We start from the raw sequence: 22,951 nt of genomic DNA, 5'->3' as shown, positions 1-22,951 counted from the left end.
ATTAACTTTTTAAATCAATTCGTATGAGAAAATTATTTTACGCAGTAGCATTGTTATTGGTAAGTGCAAACATGAATGCACAATCTTATTTTGTAGATGGTTATAATACCAGTTTTGATAGTTGGGTAGACATCAAGGATGCAGATGAAAATGTAATAGGTGTGAGACCGGCCGGCTGGGTATCTCCTTCAAACAATAACTGGACTTCGGGTAGCAATAAGGTAGAAGTGACTTTTGAAAAGGCAGAGAACCGTGACGGGGAAGCTGATAAGGCTTGTAAGATTATCGCTACCGGTATTGTATCTACTTGGTTTAGTTGGCATGTAGGTGTTACTCAAGTATCGAGTGTTTATGCAGAGGATTATATTGCCGATCCGTTTTTTATAGACAGAGGAGATGATTTCTATTATACATTTTGGGCAAAGAGTGATACGGACGGGACGAAAATGTATATTGGAGCTACTCAGTTGTACGACCCGAAAAACAATGGTGGTGATAGTGATGCGTGGTCTAAAGTTCCTTATGTAGAGCTTACTACCGAATGGAAACAATATGGTATTTATGTAGAGCTTGCCAAACTCGATCTTACTTCATTCGATATTCAGCTCAGAAGCAATGGAGTTCGCTATATCGACGATTTGGAAGTAGGCTATGGTGAAATTCCCGAAGGTGTAAGTATCATCGATGTATCTTCTGAGAAAGATGACTTCAAAGTCCGCTCTATTGACAACGGCATCTCTTTTGAAGGTGCAGCCGGTATGGTAACCGTATTTAATACATTGGGTTCGATGGTTGCTCAGAAAACTACTGATGGAGGAGCTGATACTATCAGTCTTACTGACGGCGGGCTTTATATTGTGAAGCTGCAAACAGCAGACGGAGAAACAGTCCGTAAGGTAATAGTTAAATAAATAAGTATCTTTATTTTGAAATGCCGGAGACGGTTTACATCATAAGGTATTAGGATATAATTGGGATAATTAAAAAAGAATGCGCATCTTTGTCCGTTGATATGCAGCAATGTATATAATGTAGGATAAAGATGCGCAATTTTAATATTTGGACACCATGAATTTAATCAGTAAAAACAAAATCACTTTCATCTTCTTGTTTAGTATCTTTTTGTTACCGGCTTATGGTGCAAATAAAGATACGAAAGCAATCTATGAGCTTATCGAACGGGTTACTCCCGGCTATTCTTCCCAATACCGGTTGGAGATCATTGCACCGGATAATGGCGTCGATGTTTATGAAGTAGACGGAAACGGTAAAGAAATCATTTTGCGTGGTAATACTCCTGTTGCTTTGGCCACTGCTTTCAATTGGTATTTGAAGTATACCTGTCAGGCACATGTTTCCTGGTTTGGCAATCAGTTGAACCTTCCGGAGAAACTGCCTCAGCCTCGCGAAAGGGAACGCCGTGTTATCAACGGGCGTTATCGCGTATACATGAATTACTGTACTGTCAGCTACACTGCTGCCTGGTGGGATTGGGAACGCTGGCAAAAAGAACTGGATTTCATGGCTATGAATTCCGTTAATATGCCGCTTTTCACCATCGGTTTGGATGCGGTATGGTACAATACATTGTTGCATTTCAATTTCAGTGACCGAGAAGCACGTGCCTTTCTTGCCGGGCCCGGACATGCTGCCTGGCAATGGATGCAGAACCTGCAAAGTTATGGCGGTCCTCTTCCGAAATCCGTAATTGACAGGCATGCCGCTTTAGGGAAGAAAATCATAGCACGGCAATTGGAATTGGGTATGCAGCCTATCCAGCAAGGATTTTCCGGTTACGTTCCCCGTGAGTTAAAAGATAAATACCCCACGGCAAATATCAATCAACAACGTTCCTGGTGCGGTTTCAAAGGTGCGGCTCAGTTGGATCCTACCGATTCGTTGTTTACCCGTATGGGGCGGGTTTTTCTTGAGGAGCAGGCCCGTTTGTTTGGCGCTCACGGAGTTTATGCCGCCGATCCTTTTCATGAAAGTGCGCCTCCGGTAGATACGCCCGAATACCTGAAAGCTGTGGGGGAAACCATCCATCGTCTTTTCCGGGAGTTCGATCCTCAAAGCACTTGGGCAATGCAGTCGTGGAGCTTGCGCGAAGCTATTGTAAAAGCCGTCCCTAAAGAGGCTTTGCTGATTCTTGATTTACGTGGCAGCAGTACTTCGAAAGCGGAATTCTGGGGATATCCTACTGTGGTGGGGAATCTGCATAATTTCGGCGGACGTATCAATATGCATGGTGATCTGGCACTTCTTGCTTCCAATCAATACAGTAAAGCGAAACGTTTGAATCCTGCTGTCTGTGGTTCGGGGCTGTTTATGGAAGCTATCGAGCAGAATCCGGTATATTATGAATTGGCTTTTGAAATGCCTTGCCATCCGGACAGTATTGATCTGCGCGCTTGGTTGAAGCAGTATGCTACCCGCCGTTACGGTGCTTTTTCACCGGCCACGCAGAAAGCGTGGATGTTGTTGCTCGAGGGGCCGTACCGTCAGGGAACGAATGGGACGGAGAAAAGTTCTATTGTTGCCGCACGCCCTGCATTGGATGTGAAAAAGTCCGGTCCGAATGCCGGTCTTGAGATTCCTTATGATCCGGCTTTGATTATTCGTGCCCAGAGCCTGTTGCTGGAAGATGCCGACAAGTTATCGGCTTCCCGCCCCTATCGTTTCGATCTTGTAGATGTACAACGGCAGATGATGACTAATTTGGGACAACTCATTCATCGTAAGGCTGCCGAGGCGTTCCGGAGTAAAGACCGGGAGGCTTTTACACTTCATTCGGGACGTTTTCTCGGAATGCTTGCCGATATGGATACCTTGTTGCGTACACGAAGCGAATATAGTTTCGACCGATGGCTGACCGAGGCCCGTAGTTGGGGAGAGACGGAAGAGGAAAAGAATCAGATGGAACGCGATGCCACTTCTCTGGTCACTATCTGGGGAGCCGATGGAGATCCGCGTATTTTTGATTATTCATGGCGGGAATGGGCCGGATTGATAAACGGCTATTATCTTCCGCGATGGCAGAAGTTCTATACCATGTTGCAGCAACATCTGGATGAAGGGACTTCTTATGAGGAGGCCGGTCTGCCACAGATTTACGGCAGAGAGGCTTTCCGTGCCAATGATTTTTATCATGCACTGGCAGAGTGGGAACTATCTTATGTAGATACCTATGGGAAAGCGCGTATCCCCGCGACTGAAGGGGATGAGGTCGATATAGTCAAACGTCTGTTTAAAAAGTATTTTAAGCTTTCTCAAGAGTATTATACTGACAGTATAAAACTCATCAAACCGTCACGGGATGAACGCACTTACGAGAATCTGGGCGAAGATTTGTAAGGTCAAAGCCGGATGGTCTGTTTGCCTCCGTTGTAAGTGATGGTTTTGCCGGATGCATCCGGGTCGAAAGCCTGCATTTGGGTAGGGCTTACCGTAACAATACGGAAAGTCCTCTCTTTTAGCATCCCGGAAAATTCTCCCTGACGCTTGCCGATGGTCAGCGAACGGGTGGCTTCGTCATACTTGAAAGGTATCATGGAATATTGGCCTTTTTCATAGTTGTAGTTTTCATTTTCGTCTTCGTAGAGAGTAAATGCCCCATCCTGTCCGGTGTAAACGTATAAAATGATTTCGGAAGCTGTTTTCTCACCTGTGTATTGCAGGTCCGGACCGTAAGGGAGGATGGCGCCCGAACGGACATAGAGCGGAATCTGTTCATAGGGGGCATCTACGGTAAGTGTTTGTCCGCCTGTAATGTACTTTCCGGTGTAGAAGTCATACCATCCGTTGCCATCCGGGAAATAGACTTTGCGCTGGCGGGCTTTATAGGTATATACCGGGCAGGCCATCAATGCAGGGCCGAACATGAACTGGTCGCTGATGTCTAATACGTTCTTGTCCTTGCCGAAGTCCATGACCAGCGCGCGCATGATCGTATAATCATTGAAATGTGTCATGCCTGCTAATGAATATATGTAAGGTATCATCCGGTATCGCAGCCGGGTGTAGTAAACCATTGATTGATAAGCAGGATGCCCTTCCGGGGCGATGTTCCATATCTCGCGGTAAGGAAACTGTCCGTGCGAGCGGTAAAGCGGACAGAAAGCACCGAATTGATACCAGCGTGCGTTTAGTTCGCGCCACTCTTTGTAATCCGCATTCTCCTTTTTCGTCTGGTTCCATTCGCGCTGTGCCTTTTCGTAGCGGCGTTCTACACAGAATCCTCCTATGTCCATCGTCCAGTAGGGGATGCCGCTCATGGCAAAGTTCAGTCCGGCGGAGATCTGTGTTTTCATATCTTCCCACCGGGTGGCGATGTCTCCGCTCCAAGTGGCTGTGCTGTAATGTTGCAGCCCGGCAAATCCGGAGCGTGTGAGTAGGAAAACTCGGCGATCGGGATCCATCTTGCGTTGTCCGTCGTAGATGGCTTCGGCGTTCATCAAGGCATAAGCGTTGAAGTACTGGGTCGACGGCCCCAGAGCGGTCGGTCCGCAAAGTGCCTTACGGTATTGCATGTCCGTACAATCGCGTACATTGGGTTCCGAGGCATCCATCCACCAGGCATCGATGCCCAACGGACAGTAATGGTCCTGCATCTGTTTCCAGAATAGCTTCCGGGCTTCCGGGTCGTAGGCATCGTAGAAGCCGTATCTGTATCTCGGTCCTACCCAGTCGCGCAGGCTGTCGCGCACCGATTGCATATACATCCATCCTTTTTCCTCGAATTCCTTGAAATGTCCGGTATTTGTGTAGAACTTGGGCCATACGCTGATCATGATTTTGGCGTTCAGGGCATGTATGGAGTCTACCATTCCTTTCGGGTCGGGGAAACGCTTCAAATCGAATTCATGGCTTCCCCAGGCATTTTCCGGCCAGTGGTTCCAGTCGATGACGATGTTGTCGAGAGGAATTCGGCGACGGCGGAACTCGCAGAGTACATCCAGCAATTCGCGGCGGGTATTGTATTTTTCGCGGCTCTGCCAGAAGCCCATCGCCCATTTGGGCATGATCTGCGCTTTGCCTGTCAGTGTACGGTATCCACTGATCACTTCATCCATGGAATTGCCGTAGATAAAGTAATAGTCGATTTCATTACCCATTTCGCTGAATAGCGACAGCTTGTTCTGTTCTTTGTCCGTTACGGGAGTAAGCACTCGCAGGCCGCAATACGATTCGCCGCCATCGGGCTTCCATTCGATGCGCAGGGGGATTCGTTTTCCGGTTGGCAGGTTGGCAGTGAACTTATAGCTGTTGGGGTTCCATGCCGTGCGCCAGCGTTCGGGTACCAGCAATTCGTTGTCGAGGTATACTTTTACATATCCGGCATAATAGAGCAGAAAGCGATGTAAACCGCTCTCTGAGGCTTCCAGTTCGCCTTCAAAGGTAACGTTGGCCCCCATCAGCGGAAAGCCTTCGGGGAGGTATTCACGGTTGGCTTTCAAGTTTTCGAAATAGAGAAAAGGTTCCGTACGCACCAGTGTATCTTTCCCTCTTTGTGGATGGGGAATATAGGTTCCTGTCAGTCCTCCTTCCCGGCCTTCTTTATCGTACAGCCGGAATGCTTCGTTTAGCTGCGCATAGTCCCGTGGATCGCCAAAACGGCTCAATGAATAATTGTCCCATAAGATCCCGTAGTTCTTATTGGAAAGGACGAAAGGTACGGCTACTTTGGTATTGTATTGGAACAGTTCCTCGTTTTTTCCCTTGTAGTTGAATTCATCGGCCTGATGCTGTCCTAATCCGTAAAATGCTTCATCGTCGGAGCTCTCGAATACCTGCCGGAGTTCGTATCCTTTGGTGTTCTCCACCTCGATGGCGCGGAATGTTTTTCCTCCCCCTTCGTTTTCGTTCAGGATAGGGTTTCCTGCCGGGTCAGTGAAGCCGATTTCTCCGGTGTTAAGGCTTATCCGTGCATGCAAGGATCTGGTAGACAGAATGATTGACTCTTTTTCTTCTTTGACGGTAAAGTCGGGATGATGTTTTCCGGTATCGAACACGGAAATGAGACTGGGTTTCGCTGAAAAGGTTCGTTCGGGAGTAGCCGATACATGGATAATCTTCTCGTTGATAACTTGCAGACGGATGGATTGTACATCTTCCGGTCTTTTCTGTTTGAGACGGATGATGACACCGTCCTTGGTGGTTTCGTGGTCTGTTGCTGCTGCGTGTGACAGGGGCAGTAATAGGATTGCCAGCAGAGGATATATGTTTTTCATCTTCATGATCGGGTAGTTTTAGAGGTGATTATTCGGTGTCGTGAGGGTATGTAAAAAGAGTGATATGCTCTTTTAAAGCGCAGATTACACGGATGGTGTGATAAGAATCCGTGTAATCTGCGAAATAAGTGTATCTGTAATGGCCTTATTGCTTGGCGTGTGGATAATCGATCGTGTAATGCAATCCACGGCTTTCCTTGCGTTCCATAGCCTGACGCATGATGAGATAACCCACATTGATCATGTTGCGCAATTCGCAGATCTCTTTGGAGGCTACGCTACGCTTGAACAGGCTTTCCGTCTCTTCATAAAGGATGTCCAGACGATCCCATGCGCGTTTGAGCCGGAGGTCGCTGCGGACGATACCCACGTAGGTACTCATTATCTGGTTTACCTCTTTCATGCTTTGGGTAATCAGTACCATCTCTTCCGGTGAGCGGGTACCTTCATCGTTCCATTCGGGAATTTCTTCGTTGTAGGTATACCGGTCTATTACCTCTAACGTGTGTCTGGCGGCCGCATCGGCATAGACCACAGCTTCGATCAGTGAATTGGATGCCAAGCGGTTGCCGCCGTGCAAGCCGGTGCAGGAACATTCGCCTACCGCATAGAGGCGTTCGATGGATGATTGTGCATTCAGGTCCACCAGGATACCTCCGCATAGATAATGGGCTGCCGGGGCTACCGGGATATAGTCTTTTGTGATGTCGATGCCTAAGCTGAGACATTTCTCGTAGATGTTCGGGAAATGTTTTTTGGTCTCTTCCGGGTCTTTATGGGTCACGTCAAGGTAAACGTGGTCGTCTCCCCGGTTCTTCATTTCGTTGTCGATGGCACGTGCTACGATGTCCCGTGGTGCGAGTGAAAGGCGCGGGTCATACTTTTGCATGAACTCTTTACCGTCCATCGTACGGAGCACGGCACCGTATCCGCGCATGGCTTCGGTAATCAGGAAAGACGGACGGTCGCCCGGATGATAGAGCGCTGTCGGGTGGAACTGCACGAACTCCATGTCTTTCACCGTTCCTTTGGCACGGTAAACCATGGCGATGCCGTCTCCGGTAGCTACCAACGGATTGGTCGTTGTCTGGTATACGGCTCCTACGCCGCCGGTTGCCATCAGCGTCACCTTGGCCAGATAGGTATCTACCTTTCCGGTTTTCGGGTCGAGAATGTAAGCGCCGTAGCATTTGATGTCCGGTGTCTGGCGGGTAACGGTTACCCCTAAATGGTGCTGTGTCAGTATCTCAATGGCGAAATGATTTTCGATAACCGTAATATTGGGATGCCGTTGTACGGCTCTGATAAGACTGTCCTGTATTTCGGCGCCGGTATTGTCTTTGTGGTGGAGAATGCGGAATTCCGAGTGCCCTCCTTCGCGGTGCAGGTCGAACTCGCCTTTTTCATTTTTATCAAAATCCACTCCCCAGTTGATGAGCGCTTCAATTTGTGCGGGAGCTTCGCGTACGACTTTTTCTACGGCGGCGCGATCGCTTATCCAGTCACCGGCAATCATCGTATCTTCTATGTGTTTATCGAAATTGTCTACCAGCAGATTGGTGACCGAGGCTACTCCTCCTTGTGCAAAATAGGTGTTGGCTTCTTCCAAACCGCTTTTACAGATAAGGGCTACTTTTCCTTTGTGTGCCACTTTCAGGGCAAAACTCATTCCGGCAATACCGGAACCGATGACGAGGAAATCGAACTTTTTAACCATAATCTAAATGTTTATTACCGCAAAACTACAAAATAACTGTTTTCATTGTACTTTTCGTTGCCATTAATTCATAAAATTGCTAACTTGGCAGCAAAAATCTGACAAAATGAACCGAATCTTCCATGCCCGTATTGCCTGGTATCAATATTTCCTGCTGATTGTATTGGGAGCAAATGCGTTTGGCTTTCTCTGGTGCAAGTATATTCTGCTTGCTGTTTTTATGATGTTGCTGTTGATCGTGGTGATCGAACAGGTGATTCACACCACTTATATCGTTACGCCGGAAGGAGAACTGATCCTTTCTTATGGACGTTTTACACGTAAAAAAACAATTCCCATCAAAGATATCATTTCCATACGGAAGCACCATTCGATGAAATTCGGCCGGTTTTCAGTGACGGAGTATCTGCTCATAGAGTACGGCCAAGAGAAATATGCATCGGTAATGCCTGTCAAAGAACGGGAATTCATCGAGTCGGTGGAAAAGAGAAGAATCCAATCTAATAATGAATAATATGAAATACCAGGTAATTATCATTGGTGGCGGCCCTGCGGGCTATACAGCTGCCGAAGCCGCCGGTAAGGCCGGACTGAGCGTTTTGCTTTTCGAAAAACAGAATTTAGGCGGAGTCTGCCTGAATGAAGGATGCATCCCTACCAAGACTTTGCTTTATTCGGCAAAGACGTATGACGGAGTTAAGCATGCCTCTAAATATGCGGTGAATGTGCCGGAAGCCTCTTTCGATCTGGCAAAGATAATTACCCGTAAAAGTAAGGTAGTACGTAAATTGGTATTGGGTGTAAAAGGCAAGCTTGCTTCCAACAACGTAACGGTTGTGAACGGTGAAGCGTATATCATCGATAAGAATACCGTCCGTTGCGGTGAAGACATTTACGAATGTGAGAATCTGATTATTTGTACGGGTTCGGAAACATTTATCCCGCCGTTTGCAGGCATCGATACAGTGGATTACTGGACACATCGGGATGCGCTCGACAATAAAGAGTTGCCGGTCTCATTAGCCATTGTGGGCGGAGGTGTCATCGGAATGGAATTTGCTTCTTTTTTCAGTAGTCTCGGTGTACAGGTGACGGTTGTCGAGATGCTCGACGAAATATTGAATGGAATGGACAAAGAGCTCTCTGCCCTGCTTCGTGCCGAATATGTCAAACGGGGGGTAAAATTCCTGCTTAGTACGAAAGTCACCTCTTTGTCACCGAATGACGGTGGCGTGGCTGTGGCTTATGAAAATGCCGAAGGTACGGGAAGCGTGGTTGCAGAGAAGATCCTGATGAGTGTCGGCCGCCGGCCTGTAACCAAAGGCTTCGGATTGGAAAATCTGGGACTGGTACTGACAGAACGCGGTAATGTCGCTGTCAATAATAAGATGCAGGCTTCCGTGCCGGGAGTATATGTCTGTGGCGATCTTACGGGATTCTCTCTACTGGCCCATACGGCTGTTCGCGAAGCGGAAGTTGCCGTACATGCCATTCTCGATAAAGAAGATACGATGAGTTATCGTGCCATCCCCGGTGTAGTGTACACCAATCCGGAGATTGCAGGGGTAGGCCAGACCGAAGAGAGCCTGTTGGCCAAAGGAATTCCTTTTCATGTCATTAAATTACCGATGGCCTATTCTGGTCGCTTCGTAGCCGAGAACGAGGGGGTGAACGGTATGTGTAAAGTCTTTATCGGTGAAGATAAGACGATCTTAGGGGCTCATATCCTTGGCAATCCGGCTTCCGAGATCATTACCCTTGCCGGCATGGCCGTAGAAATGAAACTGACCGTTGCGGAGTGGAAGAAAATCGTATTCCCCCACCCCACGGTAGCCGAAATATTCAGAGAAGCCCTTTGATCAAGATTCCAAATTTATGCAAAGATTACTCCTATTCCTTATACTATCCTCCTGCCTTCCCGTTTTATGGGGGCAGGAGGTGCTTTCTTCGCGTATCAACGCCTTATTGCGAACTTTACCCGAAGGTTCCGAAGTCGGCATATCCGTGTATGACCTTACTGCAAGGAAATCCCTCTATACCCATCGGGATACGAAACTTTCGCGGCCTGCATCGACCATGAAGCTGCTGACTGCCATTACGGCTCTTTCACGCTCCGATGCCGATGAGCCGTTCCGTACTGAAGTGTGGTATAAAGGAACGATTGAGCATGACACGCTTCGCGGAGATTTATATGTGATAGGAGGGTTCGATCCCGAATTTGACGAACATAGCATGGATTCATTGGTGGATAATGTCATCACTTTCCCTTTTTCCGTTATTAGTGGTAAAATCTACGGGGATATCTCCATGAAAGATTCTCTTTATTGGGGTGCCGGCTGGGCATGGGATGATACGCCGGAAGCTTATCAGCCTTATCTCTCTCCTTTGATGTACCACAAAGGGATGGTTACGGTTACAGTTGCTCCCGGTGCTGCTCCCGGTGATACTGCAAAGGTATCCTGTTATCCTGTATCCTCTTATTATTCTCTTCACAACACAGCACAGACGCGTACTCCTTCTGCCGGGAAATTTGCCGTGACCCGGGGATGGCTTCAGAATAAGAACAACATCACGGTCACGGGTAATGTAGAAGGAAAACGCAGTGTCGATATCAATGTTTTTTCTTCACAGGATTTCTTTATGCATGCTTTTTTAGAGAAACTTCGTGATCGCGGTATCGATGTGTCTCGTGAATATGATTTTTCGGTCTTTGTTCCCGATAGTTTGTCGGCTTGCATGGTTCGTTGGGAGCGTCCGGTGCAGGATGTCTTGAATCAGGTCATGAAAGAGAGTGATAACTTGAGTGCGGAGGCTTTGTTTTGTCGTTTGGGGGCACAGGCTACCGGTAAAAGATATGTGTCCGCCAAAGAAGGGATTGCCGAAATAAATAGAATGATAAAACAGTTGGGACACAACCCCGACCGTTACAAAATAGCCGATGGTTGCGGTCTTTCCAACTATGACTACCTCTCCCCTGCCCTTTTAGTCGATTTCTTGAAATTCGCATATTCCCGCACGGAAGTATTCCGGAAACTCTATAAAGCACTTCCTGTTGCCGGTGTAGACGGGACATTGAAATACCGGATGAAGCAGAGTAAAGCGTATAAGAATGTCCATGCCAAAACCGGTTCCTATACCGCTATCAATGCGTTAGCCGGTTATCTGAAAGCTGCCAATGGGCATGAAATAGCTTTTGCCATCATGAATCAGAATGTTCTCTCGGCCGCAAAAGCCAGAGAATTTCAGGACAAGGTGTGTGAAGTGCTTTGTGAATAGCTAAGGTTTACGAACTCAATGAATTGACATGTGATGGTATTTCTCATAGGGAGTATCCTTGGAAAATACCTCTGGCAAAGCTGAAGCCATATACTGTAATTTTTCTTCAGTCGTTTTGAAGATTTGTTTGGAGTTATCACAATAGTGTTGTATGAGCTGTTCCGCATCTTTAAATCCTCGTAAGTCCTCCTCATCAAAACATGAAATTTCGTTATAGTCATCATCCATGGAAAAATGTGGATTTTGTGGAGAGAACATGTAAATTTTTCCTTTTATCTCGCCACACTGTTTGACATATGCAGCATATTGGTCTTCTGTAAGTTCCAAGAAATCATTTTCATTGGGTATATATCCGATTTTGAAAATAAATTGAAGTGAGGGCCCAATCGGCCCGAATAGGAGATCGAAAAAGTCCATTTTTTATAAGTTATGGTTAATAAATATCGTAAATATAGTGGTTTTATTTATCATAACTTATAAAAATCTCTCAATTATCCGGTAGATGATTCGAATAGCCTGAATGAATGTTGTGATTTCTGATATGTAATTATAGAGAAAATAGGGGGATAAAGATATGATTTGACAGTTGAAAATAGATGACTCTTTTGCTGCTGGGCAAATTGTTGAATACCAACAAGTTATATGTTTCCTTTTTTTCTCGGTGAGAATCGAAGCGTTTGTCGTAGAGAAACGCACCGATTCTCTACGGGCAACGGAGCGTTTCTCACCGAGAAACGAGTTGAATATTCTTAAAAGACAACAACTCTCATAAATACGAAAGCAGGAATAGCTAGTTGCTGATTCCATATTAATTATCTGTATTTGTTGTGGTGTAAGCAGCAGGCATTCTCAAAAAGCTTGTTCAATAGTGGAAACCAATAACTCCACTTCATCTTTTATAGCTATTGTAAATTACGGCTTTGAAAACGTATCGGTAGAAAACAGTTTTATCGTTCTGTCAAAAACATCGCAGCACATCCATTTGGGGACACTATGTTTGTCATATTTTCTTTTTGTTTGTATCATGTAGTTGCTATTTCAGAATAGTATGTACTTTTAATATACAAGAGTATATACCATTATCATGCAATAGTGTATATTTTTGCAGTGTAAAAGTATATACTCTTATAAGCGTTCATTATCAGTTGTTTATGCCCGTATCTTGGATAAGAACAACCCTGTTGTCTGATTCCGGTAAGTAACTGCCTTGTACTTTCACCATCGGTTTATCCGCCTTGTGCGGGAGTATGATTTCCGCTTTCATCAACTTCCCGTATTTCCATTCCATATTTACCCGATAACCGTTTCTTGCCATTAAACCTTCGATTTTTCCTTCCGGCCATTCAGTAGGCAGAGCCGGTAAGAGGTGGATAAAACCTTCCTGCGATTGTAGGAGCATTTCGGCAAAGAGCCCGGAGGTTGCCATTGTGGCATCGACCTGCATGTTTCCCGATTGGTTGGACATCATGTTTTCATAACCGCTTTCTTTAATCATTTGGTTGAAAGTGCCGATGGCTTGATCACCTTCATAAAGTCTTGTCCAAAGAGCGGTACGCCATGCCATAGACCAATTACCGCCGGTATGGGGCCATCTTTCGCCAAACTTTCCTTTTCCTCTCATCTCTAATGATTTTTTGACGGCCAGTGCCAGTGCAGGGGTCTGACTGTATGAAATCATGTTTCCCGGATACAGGGCATAGAGGTGGGCGATATGCCGGTGATGATCGCGTGGGTTGTCTACATCGTCTATCCATTCCTGCAGTTGTCCGTAGCGACCGATTTTCAAAGGTAATAGCTTGTTTCTGGCAATAGTCACTTTCTCACGAAATGCGGAATCGATTCCTAAACATTCCGATGCCTTTATCACATGAGTATACAAATCATAGACCATTTCGATATCTTGATAAGCCGGTAGGGTGAAGATACGTCCTGCGGTTTGTTCGCCGTTTGCGGTAGAATAATCTACCGGAGAACCGTTTTTCATCTCAATGCCGTGTTCGGCCGACACGGAGGGGGCGATAATGAAATGCTTCTGGTACTCTACCATATTTTCCAACCAGAACTCGGCGGCTTCTTTCATGATAGGATATCCTTTGGTTTCAAGATAAGATTTGTCTCCGCCGAAAGCATAATGTTCCCACAGATGCCTGCAATGCCAGGCGGCTCCTGACGGATAAAGTCCCCATAGGATATCGTCACCTGGAACGGTATGTCCCCAGATGTTTCCGGTGGAGTGGCTGACCCAGCCTTTGGTTCCGTAATACTCTCCGGCTGTTTTTCGTCCGGGTTCTACCAAACCTTCGATCCATTCCAGATAAGCCTCTTCGCACTCCGGAAGTTGGGTAGGTCCGCAACCCCAGTACATCTCCTGAAGATTGATATTACTTTGGAAGTTACCATTCCAGGGTGCTTTTTCAAAGGTATTCCATACACCTTGCAGATTGGAGGGTAATGTTCCCGGGCGGGAGGCGCTTATCAGCAGGTACCGGCTGAGGTTGAACCACAATACTTTGAGGGAAGCGTCGTCGGTAAATCCTTGCTGTAATTGCTTTACACGTATATCGGTTGGTAATTTTTCGGAAGCCGTGTCACCGGAAAGGGTGAATTTAACACGGTTGTACAATGTCTGATAATCGGATATATGGGTGTGTTTGACTGTTTCGTAACCTTTAGTGATAGCACTTTTTATTGTTTTCTCGGTTGTTTGACGAGGCTTTTCTCCTTTATAAAGCGGATATACGGGGGAATATTCGGTATCGACCGTATAAAAGACGGTAGCTTCATCGGCTCCTTCGACTGTAATTTGCTGGTGTCCCACTTTGATACTTCCGCCTTGGTGAAGTACTTTCATACGGATGGTATAGCCCAGTCCGTTTCCTTGGATGATTCCGTTGAAAATGAGTTCATCTTTGCCTTCTGTTACTTTTTCGGGTTGATAAACAAGTGAATGGGAAAGGGAAAAGCTGATCTTCCCTTTTTGGTCGGCTGTGAAATGGAGTGCCATCAGTTTGTCGGGATAACTGCAAAAGTATTCGCGGTTGAACCGGACACCTCCTTGGGTATATTCGACGAACCCCCGGGAAGTAGACAGATCAATACCACGCAGATAATTCTGTACCGGCTGGTTTTTCTTTCCAAAGTCCACAAACAGGTTACCGACCATTGAAAAATAACCGTAGTTTGTATAGTCTCCCACCATATAGAGACGGGAGAGAGAATCGGCTTCTGCAAAACGACGATCTGTAATGGACCGGCGGATAGCGGCAATCTTGTCTTTGCCTCCTTTGACAACTCCGTAATTGAAGTCGGGAACAGAGTGAGGGCCTCCCGTCCAGAATGTCTTTTCGGCTATGTCAAAGCGTTCTTTTTCTACGTCACCGTAAAAGGAAGCTCCCATATAGCCGTTGCCGATATGTAAAGCTTGTTCCGACCAGTTTCGGGCGGGATAAGTGAACCATAACGTTTCATTGGGGGATAAACGTTCTTTGATAGAGCCGGTTGCAAAAATAGGCAAACTGGCTGTTAGCAGGACGAATAGAAGGAGCTTGTGTTTCATTGTATCTCTATTTATTGAAAACTTTTTCGAAGAAAACCCAGGTTAGAATAAAAACGGATTCCAACCCGGGTATATTATGAATCGTATAAAAAACGAAGTGTTTTTTATTTCTTGATAATTCTAAAGCTTGCTGTTTCCGAGTCGCATTGCACTTTTACCACGTAATAACCGGTAGACAAGTTGTTGAGGTGGATGAAGCGTGTGCCGTCGGACAGGTTTTCTTGTTTTAATATCTGTCCCATCGTGCCGTAAACGGTAACTGTCAGATTGGTTTCGTCATTACCATTGAGGTTGACGAACAGCTCGTCTTCAACCAGTGTAGGATATACGGATATATTGCCACTGGATTGGGTAGTGCTGATTCCTGTTCCTTGATAAGTGGAATCATAGAATTCACGAATTAACCCGTAAGCTTCTTCTTCCATACCGGCATCTTGGCCTAATGCCCAGATTCCGATACCTTTGAAACCGCCTTTGATGGTATAATCGTATTTCAGGCGAAGGCTCTGGAGGTCTTCCGTATAGGCCGTCATATTGGCACCGTCTTCATCGGTGTACTTGTAAACATTACCTTTGGCTGCATCGTCCCAAGTGATGTTATTGTCTTTAGAATATTTGGGCACATCACCTAAAGTGGCTGTACCGACTTTGGAACCGTTCTTATAAAGATTGCCGTAATAAGGCCATGCGATGACGATATCGGATGCCGGGATATTGATATCCAGCCAGAATTGTTTGATTCTTCTTTGCGCATCGTTCAACGGGCAGGTAAAAGTTTGTCCGATGTTGTACATCATGATGGTCAGATAGTCGGCACTTTGGAGCATGCCTTTGAAGTCCCATTCGTTGCTTTCATTGCCCGGGTAGGTAGCTACGGAGAGCTCGAAATCCGGATTGATCTTATCTAATTCCTCTTTGATGTATTTGATCAGTTCATTGTATTTAGCACCGTGATTGGGCACAGAGTTATAAAACTCTTCAATATCCATGTTGATACCGTCCAGATTGTATTTGTCTGTAAACTTGGCGATGGCGGCAGCAGCCGTACGCATTTTCTGGGAATCTCCGAATAGGTCTACATAGAAGGCGGTGTTTCCTCCGTCGCGCACATTACCGGTGATGGCGGCAAGTACTTTCACACCGTTTTTGTGTGCGTCATTGATAAAATCGATCCACGGCCATTTCAAGTCGATGCCTTTATCCTCGAAAGTCGGAGTATAGTTGCCTTTGTCGATTTCAAAACCGATGGGAGCCACATGAGTAAGTCCTTTCCAGTCTACCTTGTCGATGGTGGTAACACTGAACCAGGGGAACCAGCCGAAAACGATTTTGTTATTGTAATCTTTACATTTCTGCGTATAGGCAGCCTCATCCAGTTCATTGATCTGACGGATGGTCATATCACCATTGGGATTCGGGTTTTCGGGAGTGATGCTGTTACCGTTGCTGAAATACAATTTGGTGATTTGGCCGTCCAGTTTACCACCATCGGTTGCAGTCGGTTTTAATCGAATGGCAACGATAAAGAAGTTATTACCAACGAGAAGCGCTTGTTTTCCGGCATTTACTTCGTCACGCAGTTCTAACTTACCGTTTCCCGGACGGAGTGCTTGATAGTTCATCGTGAACGATTCGTCTGTGATTTGGGCTTTGTCACCGGCATAATATACGTTAATGCTGGCAATATCGGTAAGTTTGGTAGTACCGTCCAAAGAAATGTCCAGTCCGCTAAGTGAAAGTTCACCGGCACCGACTGTATTGATTTTTAAAGTAAGCAATTCGATATTTTCCTCTTTAGCATAAGCATTACCGGTTTTTTGAGAAACCATGGCACTTTCGATTGTCATTTCTCCTACTTCTTCGAATATTTTCAGGTCGATGTCTTTTATTTCTGCTTCCGTTGTTTTGAAAGTGGCCGGATAAGCACCTTGCAGATCGGGAACAGTCGTTTCGGAAACATTCTGGAAATCGTAGTAAGCTACTAAATTAGCTTTTTCCGGGTGAGAATCGAGCACTTTATAACTTTTCCATTTGGAGATCGTTTCCAGATCCAAGGCTTTATTCCATATTCTGACTTCGTCATAACAGGCAAGAGAAGCACCGCCCAATACGAAAGAAGCATCGATATCACCGGTGGTCGGTTTAAAGAATGCATTGGAGAAAGCCTGGCGGATACCGTCGATATAGAGAATGATGACTCCCTCATCGGTACTTGTTTTGGTTCCGTCGTAGACTAAGGCGATGTGATGCCAGCCGCTTTTCGGATAACATCCGGCAGAAGTTTGTGCGTAAGCACCGTCTGCCCCGTTGGCTTGCATTACATAGATCTGCCCGCTTTTCTCTACCTGTACTTTGATACGGTTACGTTCGTCGGGTTGTTCTTTCTTGAAAATAATGAAACGGTCGTCCAGATCATCCAGGGTTATATTTACCCATGATTCGATGGTATAGGCACCTGCTTTGTTGAGTTGTGTTATATCTCCGCAATCCAGATAAGCATCACCGGAATTAACGTTCAGTTTAAAACCTTTGTTTCCCGTTGTTTGTGCGGCTGCACTGAGAAAGCCTAACAAGGCAAATAGACATAAAAATAGATTCTTTTTCATTGTTCTTTTATTATTAAGTTACACAAAGTTTATTCTTGAGGTTTGTTGGGGTCATAAATCTCGAATACGCCCGATTCGATGGTGGGGCTGTCTACTACCAGATCGTCGGTGGCGATGGCTTTCACTACCAAGCGGTATTTTCCACCGGCTACGATGGGGTCACCGTCGAAATCGGTAGTGATGCTCTCGTCGAAGCGGAACGAACACTGGTTCTTAAATTCTTTCTGGTCGGGATCTTTCTGGAGACGGCTTATCTGAAAAGCCTTGTCGGTGTGCTCCATCGCGTCTTCGGCATAGAGCGTACTTTTCTCTTTGATTATCCAGAAGTTGATATTCTGTACGCGGGTGGTATCGCCTTTGAAGAAATAGGTGACTTTGATGTCAGATAGTTTGCTTTCTTTACCAACCTCCCAGGTGCGTACGTTCCATACGTAGAGATAGCTGTCCTTTTTCGAAAAGTCATCCTCGTCTTTATCGCAGGCTACAAAAGAAAAAGTGATCAGAAAGAGTATTAATTTTACGGTTGCTTTCATCTTGCTATTATTTTTGAGTGGTTTCATATCCCGGGTTCTGCTCTAAATTTGAATTTTTGATAATTTCTGTTTGAGGAATGGGGCAAAGGTTGTGCGCTTCGCTCACATATTCGCCACCTTTGGAGTTGATCTCCTTACTGACTCTTTTTACGGTCTCTACGAGTATTCCCCATCGTACAAGGTCGAACCGGCGGTGTCCTTCATAGCAGAGTTCGCGGGCGCGCTCATCTTGGATAAGGGATTGGAACTGCTTGTAATTCAGATCCTCCACTTCGTCTATACCGGCTCGTAGACGGATCTCATTTACGGCATCGTAGGCCTCTTCGGTAGGGGCGCCTTTCCATTCGTTCAGTGCTTCAGCATACATCAAGAGAACATCGGCATAACGAAATACGGGGAAATTTAAACCGTCATGGTCGAGCATCTGCTTGCCGGTTCTGTCCCAATATTTGATAACAGCGATGCGGCTGTCCTTGAAAGGTTGCCCGCGCCACGTTTTGGCCAGATTGTGTTCGAGACGTAAATCCCATTCGTCGTATTTATTATAGAAGGATGTTGGGGCGGAGCTGCCTCCCAGTCCGTTGAATTTGTCCCATTCCTCTTTGCTCGGGCCCAAATACCACAACATGCGGGCTGAGAAGTCGGTATAATCGGCATTGAATTGTATGGAGAAAATGTGTTCCTGTTCATTTTCAAAAGCCTGGGAGAAGATGTCGCTGTAATTGTCGAATAATTTGTATTTATTCAATCCCATGACTTCTTCGCATGCACCTGCCGCTTTTTCCCACTGTTTTTGTAATAGATACATTTTCGCTAATAAGGTATAGGAGGCACCTTTACTGATTCTGGCTACAACGGTGGGGTTCTTTTCCAATAGTGGAGACACCTCTTCGAGTTCGTCAATGATGAACTTGGCCAGTTCATCCTTTGTAGCCCTTTTTACGTTCTTCACCTGATCCAATGAGGTGATTTCATCTTGTAGCAACGGCACGCCTCCCCAGTATGTCAATGCGTGATAGTAATAGAAAGCGCGCAGGCAACGGGCTTCTGATAACAGAAGAATACGTTTGTTTTCATCGAACGTTGATTCTTTTATGCGGCTTATGGCTGTGTTACAGGCACCGATAGCCTGATAAGTGGTAAGCCACCAGTCACTCCATCTGTTTTCGCCCGAAGTCCATTGATAATTGGCGGAACCGCCCGCACTACCGGATATATCGGTGCCTTCGAAAGCGAAACACCATCTGTCCTGGCTATAATAGCCGGTTCCGTAAAGGAAGCTGTAACATCCGGCTACGGCAGCTTCGGCTCCGTCTACCGTTTCAAATAGTTTATCGACACTCAGTTGTGATATCGGTGTTTTGTTCAGCATATCCAGACACGAACTTAACGTCACTGTCAGGGTGCATAATACCATTATTTTTAATCTTTTCATGATTCTTTTCATTATAGTGTAATCTTAAAACCAAAAGTATACGTTCTTGCCGATGGGTATGCGGTGAAGTCCATACCCCGGAGTACATTTGCCGAATAAACTTTATATCCACCTTCCTTTCCCGTATTTACTTCCGGGTCGTATCCTTTATAAGAGGTAAATGTGAACAAGTTAGTTCCGGTAACGTAGCATTGCATATCCTGAATTACTTTATTTTTCTTCCAGCTCTTCACCGGGAAATTGTAATACAGGCTGATGCTCTTAATCTTCAGATGTGAACCGTCATGAATCATATAAGTGGAGGGCTGGTATTCGTCATTGGAATAGAGCTTGGGATAAGCCGCACGCGGATTGTCGAGCGACCAGAAATCCTTTATCCGCTTATATTGGTTTACGAACCGGGGATCGACTGTGGCATACAGGAAGTCACCGCCGGCCAATATATCGTTGCCATAGGTTCCTTGCAGGAATATGCTTAAGGTGAAATTCTTGTAGGTGAAAGTATTGTTGATACCTCCGAAAAAGTCGGGGTTCGGGTCACCGATGGTGGTCTGGTCTTCAATCGATACGACACCGTCGCCATTGATATCCCGGTATATTTTCTGTCCGAGAGAGGCTGTCGGTTCATTTCCGGCATCGATCTGTTCGCGAGAATGATAGATACCGTCCATGATATAGCCGTAGAATACACCGACAGGTTGACCTACTTTCAGCCAGGAATAAGGATGGGTTCCCAAGCCCGGGCGGAAGGTGTATTCGAAGTCTTTATCCGGTCCCATGGCAAGCACTTCATTCTTATTGGTCGAGATGTTGAATTCGGTAGACCATGTGAAATCTTTCGTCATGATATTGGTAGTACGGATCATTAATTCCACACCGCGGTTTGAAATCTTTCCTACGTTCATGAAGCCGTTCTTGAAGCCCGAAACATAAGGGAATTCCACATCCAGCAAGAGATCTTTGGTTCTTTTGGAATAGAAATCGAGTTCTACGTTCAGGCGTGAATTGAAGAAAGAGGCCTCGATACCGAAATCGACTTGGGCGGTTGTTTCCCATTTTAGTTTGTCGTTACCCAAACGGTCGGGGACGTAGCCGATTTGCGGAATTTCTCCTAACATGACATTCTGCTGTCTCATCAGAGGCAAGGTCTGATACAGGGCAATATCCTGGTTTCCGGAGAGACCGTAACTCAGTCTTACTTTTAAGTTGTTCAGTTTAGTGAAACGTTTCATGAATTTCTCTTCCGAGATTCTCCAGCCTAAGGCTGCCGAAGGGAAGAATGCGAATTGGTTGTCCTTGCCCAGACGTGACGAACCGTCATATCTGCCTGTAAGGGTAATCAGATAGCGGTCGCGGATGGAATAGTTGATTCGTCCTAAATAAGAGATGATGGCCCATTCGGAAGCCGAGCTTCCTATCTGACGGGTTTTGGTTTCGGCATCGGAGAGATTATTCCAGTCGAGCAGGTCGTTGGTGAAGTTCTTTCCGAAGAGATCCAATCCTTCGTTGCGTCCGAATTGGAGCGTATATCCTCCCAAAACAGTGAGGTGATGGCCTTCCACTATCTCTTTCATATAGTTGGCTGTGTTTTCCCACAAGATGGAATATCCTTCCGACTGGTTGATCCGTGCTTCGCCTTTGGTTTTATTCTGCATCATGGTAGGCAGAGATCCGGGCTTATATTCACTCGTCTTGGCGGTACTGGCATTCAGACCTAAGGAGGTTTTGAACTTTAATCCCTTAATAGGCTCCCAGTCTCCGAAAACACCGAGGTATACGGTAGTCGACTTTTCTTCTTTTTTGCGGAGATTGAGTTGGGCAACTACGTTATCGATTTTATTGCTCACTACACGTGAAGGGCTGTCGGCGGCATATGAACCGTCTTCGTTATAGATAGGCATGGTCGGCGGAGTTGCCAAAGCGGAACTTTGGTAGTCGAAACCTCCCAGGCTTACCAGATTGGGCTTTCGGGCAGAATGCGAGAACTGGAAATTGGCACCGATATTTACTTTGTTACCGATCTTCCTGTCCAAATTAAGACGGGTCTGATAGCGTCTGATTCCCGATTTTTTGATTACACCTTCCTGATCGAACATGCTTAATGACAGATAATAGCGGGTGTCTTTGTTACCTCCCGAAGCGGCTACCTGATAATTCTGCATCAATGCTGTCTGGAGAATTTCGTCTTGCCAGTCGGTTCCTTTTTCATAGATGCTGGGGTTTTCGATAGACGGTTCCTGGCCGGCGGCGACATCCTGTTGGTTTAACATCTCGGCATATTCGCGGGCATTGAGCATTTCCAGGCGTTTGGCAACCTGCTGAACGCCTACATAGGCATTGACTGTGACGCTGTTGCCTCCTTCTGTTCCTCTTTTCGTAGTGATGATAACTACCCCGTTGGCACCTCTGGCACCATAAATGGAGGTGGCGGCAGCATCTTTCAGGATTTCTATCGATTCTATATCGTTCGGGTCGATCAGGTTCAGATCGCCTGCACCGATAAATCCGTCTACCACATACAACGGCTGGTTACTTGCCGAGATGGAGTTACCGCCACGGATAAGGATATTAGTTGCCGCACCCGGTTCGCCGGAAGTATTGGTAACGTGTACACCCGATACTTTACCGGTAAGTGCCTGATCGAGACGTACGGTCGGGATATTGTTTATATCTTTCCCTCCCAAGCGGGCAACAGCACCTGTCAGGTCTTTTTTTCTCATGACTCCATAGCCGATTGCCACTACTTCATTGAGCATCTGGCTGTCTTCTTCCATCAGAACGTTGATAACCGCTTTGTCCTTCGTTCTTACCTCTTTCTGCTTATAACCGATGTAAGAGAACTGGAGTACGGAGTTTTTGTCTTTTAACTGGATGGAATAGTTACCGTCCATATCGGTGGTCGCACCTTCATTACCGTTTTTAACCCGGATGGTGACACCGACAAGCGGTTCGTCCATGGCATCTGTAATTTTTCCTTTGATGATGACGGGTTTACTTGCAACGGCTTGTTGCAGAGTAATGATGACTGATTTGGACTGTATGCTAAAACTCAGTCCTCTCGGTGCAAGAACCGTTTTGAGAATCTCCGTCAGGCTTCGATCCTGTACAGATACAGTAATGTCCTTCCGATTGTCCACCACTCCTTCGCGATACGAAAAATAGTAATCCGTTTTGTGTTGGATTTCTTCGAAGAACTGCTTGAGTGTGACATTGCTAAGCGAAAGAGAGAGCTTCGGCTCCGGTGCATTCTGAAGATTCTGGGCATTCAGAATGCCCATGAATCCATTCATTAGTAATAAAAAGAATATGATACGAAATTTTTCTGTGATCATGGCTGTTTTAAAGTATTTCATTCTTTAAGGTGTTTTTTACTTATTGGTTTGAAGTTTTCTTTTTCTTTTTTCCTTGTCCGTTCTATAAGTAGTACACATATTTATTCTTTTTGTAACATTTGTTTTTTTATGTTTTATAGCAGGTTATTTCTTTTCTCCCTCGGCAGCCCTTTTTTTCAGGGTATCGATGGTTATATCGATCAGCCGGCCTGCTTGTTCCTGCCCTTTGTAGGCGGCTACACGAAGCATTGAAGCATTTTTGGGGA

Annotated in this window: 13 protein-coding genes; 5 read left to right on the top strand and 8 right to left on the bottom strand. The window is 45.8% G+C overall.

The genetic code is table 11. From position 1 onward, the window contains the following. Window positions 1-23 precede the first annotated feature (23 nt). Together QVP90_RS17135 and QVP90_RS17130 are read left to right on the top strand one after the other, a co-directional pair. Window positions 24-911 carry a T9SS type A sorting domain-containing protein gene (locus tag QVP90_RS17135; protein ID WP_005928059.1) on the top strand — a complete coding sequence of 296 codons (888 nt, stop codon included), beginning with the start codon at window positions 24-26 and terminating at the stop codon, window positions 909-911. Between the two features lie 157 nt (window positions 912-1,068). Further along, window positions 1,069-3,354, top strand: coding sequence for an alpha-N-acetylglucosaminidase (locus QVP90_RS17130; protein WP_005928056.1), 2,286 nt, complete (start codon window positions 1,069-1,071; stop codon window positions 3,352-3,354). A 2-nt stretch (window positions 3,355-3,356) separates the two neighbouring features. On the opposite strand, the gene QVP90_RS17125 is transcribed toward QVP90_RS17130, so the two are convergent. Both QVP90_RS17125 and nadB read right to left on the bottom strand, forming a co-directional pair. Further along, window positions 3,357-6,236, bottom strand: coding sequence for a TIM-barrel domain-containing protein (locus QVP90_RS17125; protein ID WP_021937099.1), 2,880 nt, complete (start codon window positions 6,234-6,236; stop codon window positions 3,357-3,359). 139 nt (window positions 6,237-6,375) lie between these two features. Further along, window positions 6,376-7,947 carry an L-aspartate oxidase gene (nadB, locus tag QVP90_RS17120; protein ID WP_005928049.1) on the bottom strand — a complete coding sequence of 524 codons (1,572 nt, stop codon included), beginning with the start codon at window positions 7,945-7,947 and terminating at the stop codon, window positions 6,376-6,378. Between the two features lie 106 nt (window positions 7,948-8,053). Here nadB and QVP90_RS17115 point away from each other — a divergent pair, with 106 nt between their 5' ends. From QVP90_RS17115 to dacB, 3 genes are read left to right on the top strand one after another with little or no spacing between them, the layout of a single operon-like run. Further along, window positions 8,054-8,461 (top strand): PH domain-containing protein, encoded by a 408-nt coding sequence (locus QVP90_RS17115; RefSeq protein ID WP_021937098.1) that lies wholly within the window; start codon window positions 8,054-8,056, stop codon window positions 8,459-8,461. Window position 8,462: 1 nt separating this feature from the next. Beyond that, window positions 8,463-9,806, top strand: a complete 1,344-nt coding sequence (gene lpdA / locus QVP90_RS17110; protein WP_021937097.1) for a dihydrolipoyl dehydrogenase — start codon at window positions 8,463-8,465, stop codon at window positions 9,804-9,806. Window positions 9,807-9,822: 16 nt separating this feature from the next. Further along, entirely contained in the window at window positions 9,823-11,223 is a 1,401-nt protein-coding gene (dacB, locus tag QVP90_RS17105) for a D-alanyl-D-alanine carboxypeptidase/D-alanyl-D-alanine endopeptidase (RefSeq protein ID WP_021937096.1), read from the top strand. Window positions 11,224-11,238: 15 nt separating this feature from the next. Here dacB and QVP90_RS17100 read toward each other — a convergent pair whose 3' ends face one another. From QVP90_RS17100 to QVP90_RS17075, 6 genes are all read right to left on the bottom strand, one after another. Further along, the gene (locus tag QVP90_RS17100; RefSeq protein WP_021937095.1) at window positions 11,239-11,640 is read right to left on the bottom strand and encodes a hypothetical protein; all 402 of its coding nucleotides are present in this window, start codon (window positions 11,638-11,640) and stop codon (window positions 11,239-11,241) included. Window positions 11,641-12,364: 724 nt separating this feature from the next. After that, entirely contained in the window at window positions 12,365-14,779 is a 2,415-nt protein-coding gene (locus QVP90_RS17095; RefSeq protein ID WP_021937094.1) for a glycosyl hydrolase family 95 catalytic domain-containing protein, read from the bottom strand. A gap of 104 nt (window positions 14,780-14,883) precedes the next feature. Continuing rightward, window positions 14,884-17,385 (bottom strand): glycosyl hydrolase family 18 protein, encoded by a 2,502-nt coding sequence (locus tag QVP90_RS17090; protein WP_005928032.1) that lies wholly within the window; start codon window positions 17,383-17,385, stop codon window positions 14,884-14,886. Between the two features lie 29 nt (window positions 17,386-17,414). Beyond that, window positions 17,415-17,918, bottom strand: coding sequence for a hypothetical protein (locus tag QVP90_RS17085; RefSeq protein WP_007479560.1), 504 nt, complete (start codon window positions 17,916-17,918; stop codon window positions 17,415-17,417). A gap of 7 nt (window positions 17,919-17,925) precedes the next feature. Beyond that, window positions 17,926-19,353 (bottom strand): RagB/SusD family nutrient uptake outer membrane protein, encoded by a 1,428-nt coding sequence (locus QVP90_RS17080; protein ID WP_007479558.1) that lies wholly within the window; start codon window positions 19,351-19,353, stop codon window positions 17,926-17,928. An 11-nt stretch (window positions 19,354-19,364) separates the two neighbouring features. After that, a complete protein-coding gene (locus QVP90_RS17075; protein WP_007479557.1) occupies window positions 19,365-22,706 on the bottom strand; it encodes a TonB-dependent receptor in 3,342 nt (1,113 codons plus the stop codon). Window positions 22,707-22,951 lie beyond the last annotated feature (245 nt).

It is taken from the genome of Bacteroides sp. CAG:189 (genome assembly GCF_000432295.1).
Lineage (GTDB): Bacteria > Bacteroidota > Bacteroidia > Bacteroidales > Bacteroidaceae > Bacteroides > Bacteroides salyersiae.
Note: the sequence above shows the minus strand (reverse complement) of the source record. Positions and strands in the feature narration are given on the sequence as shown.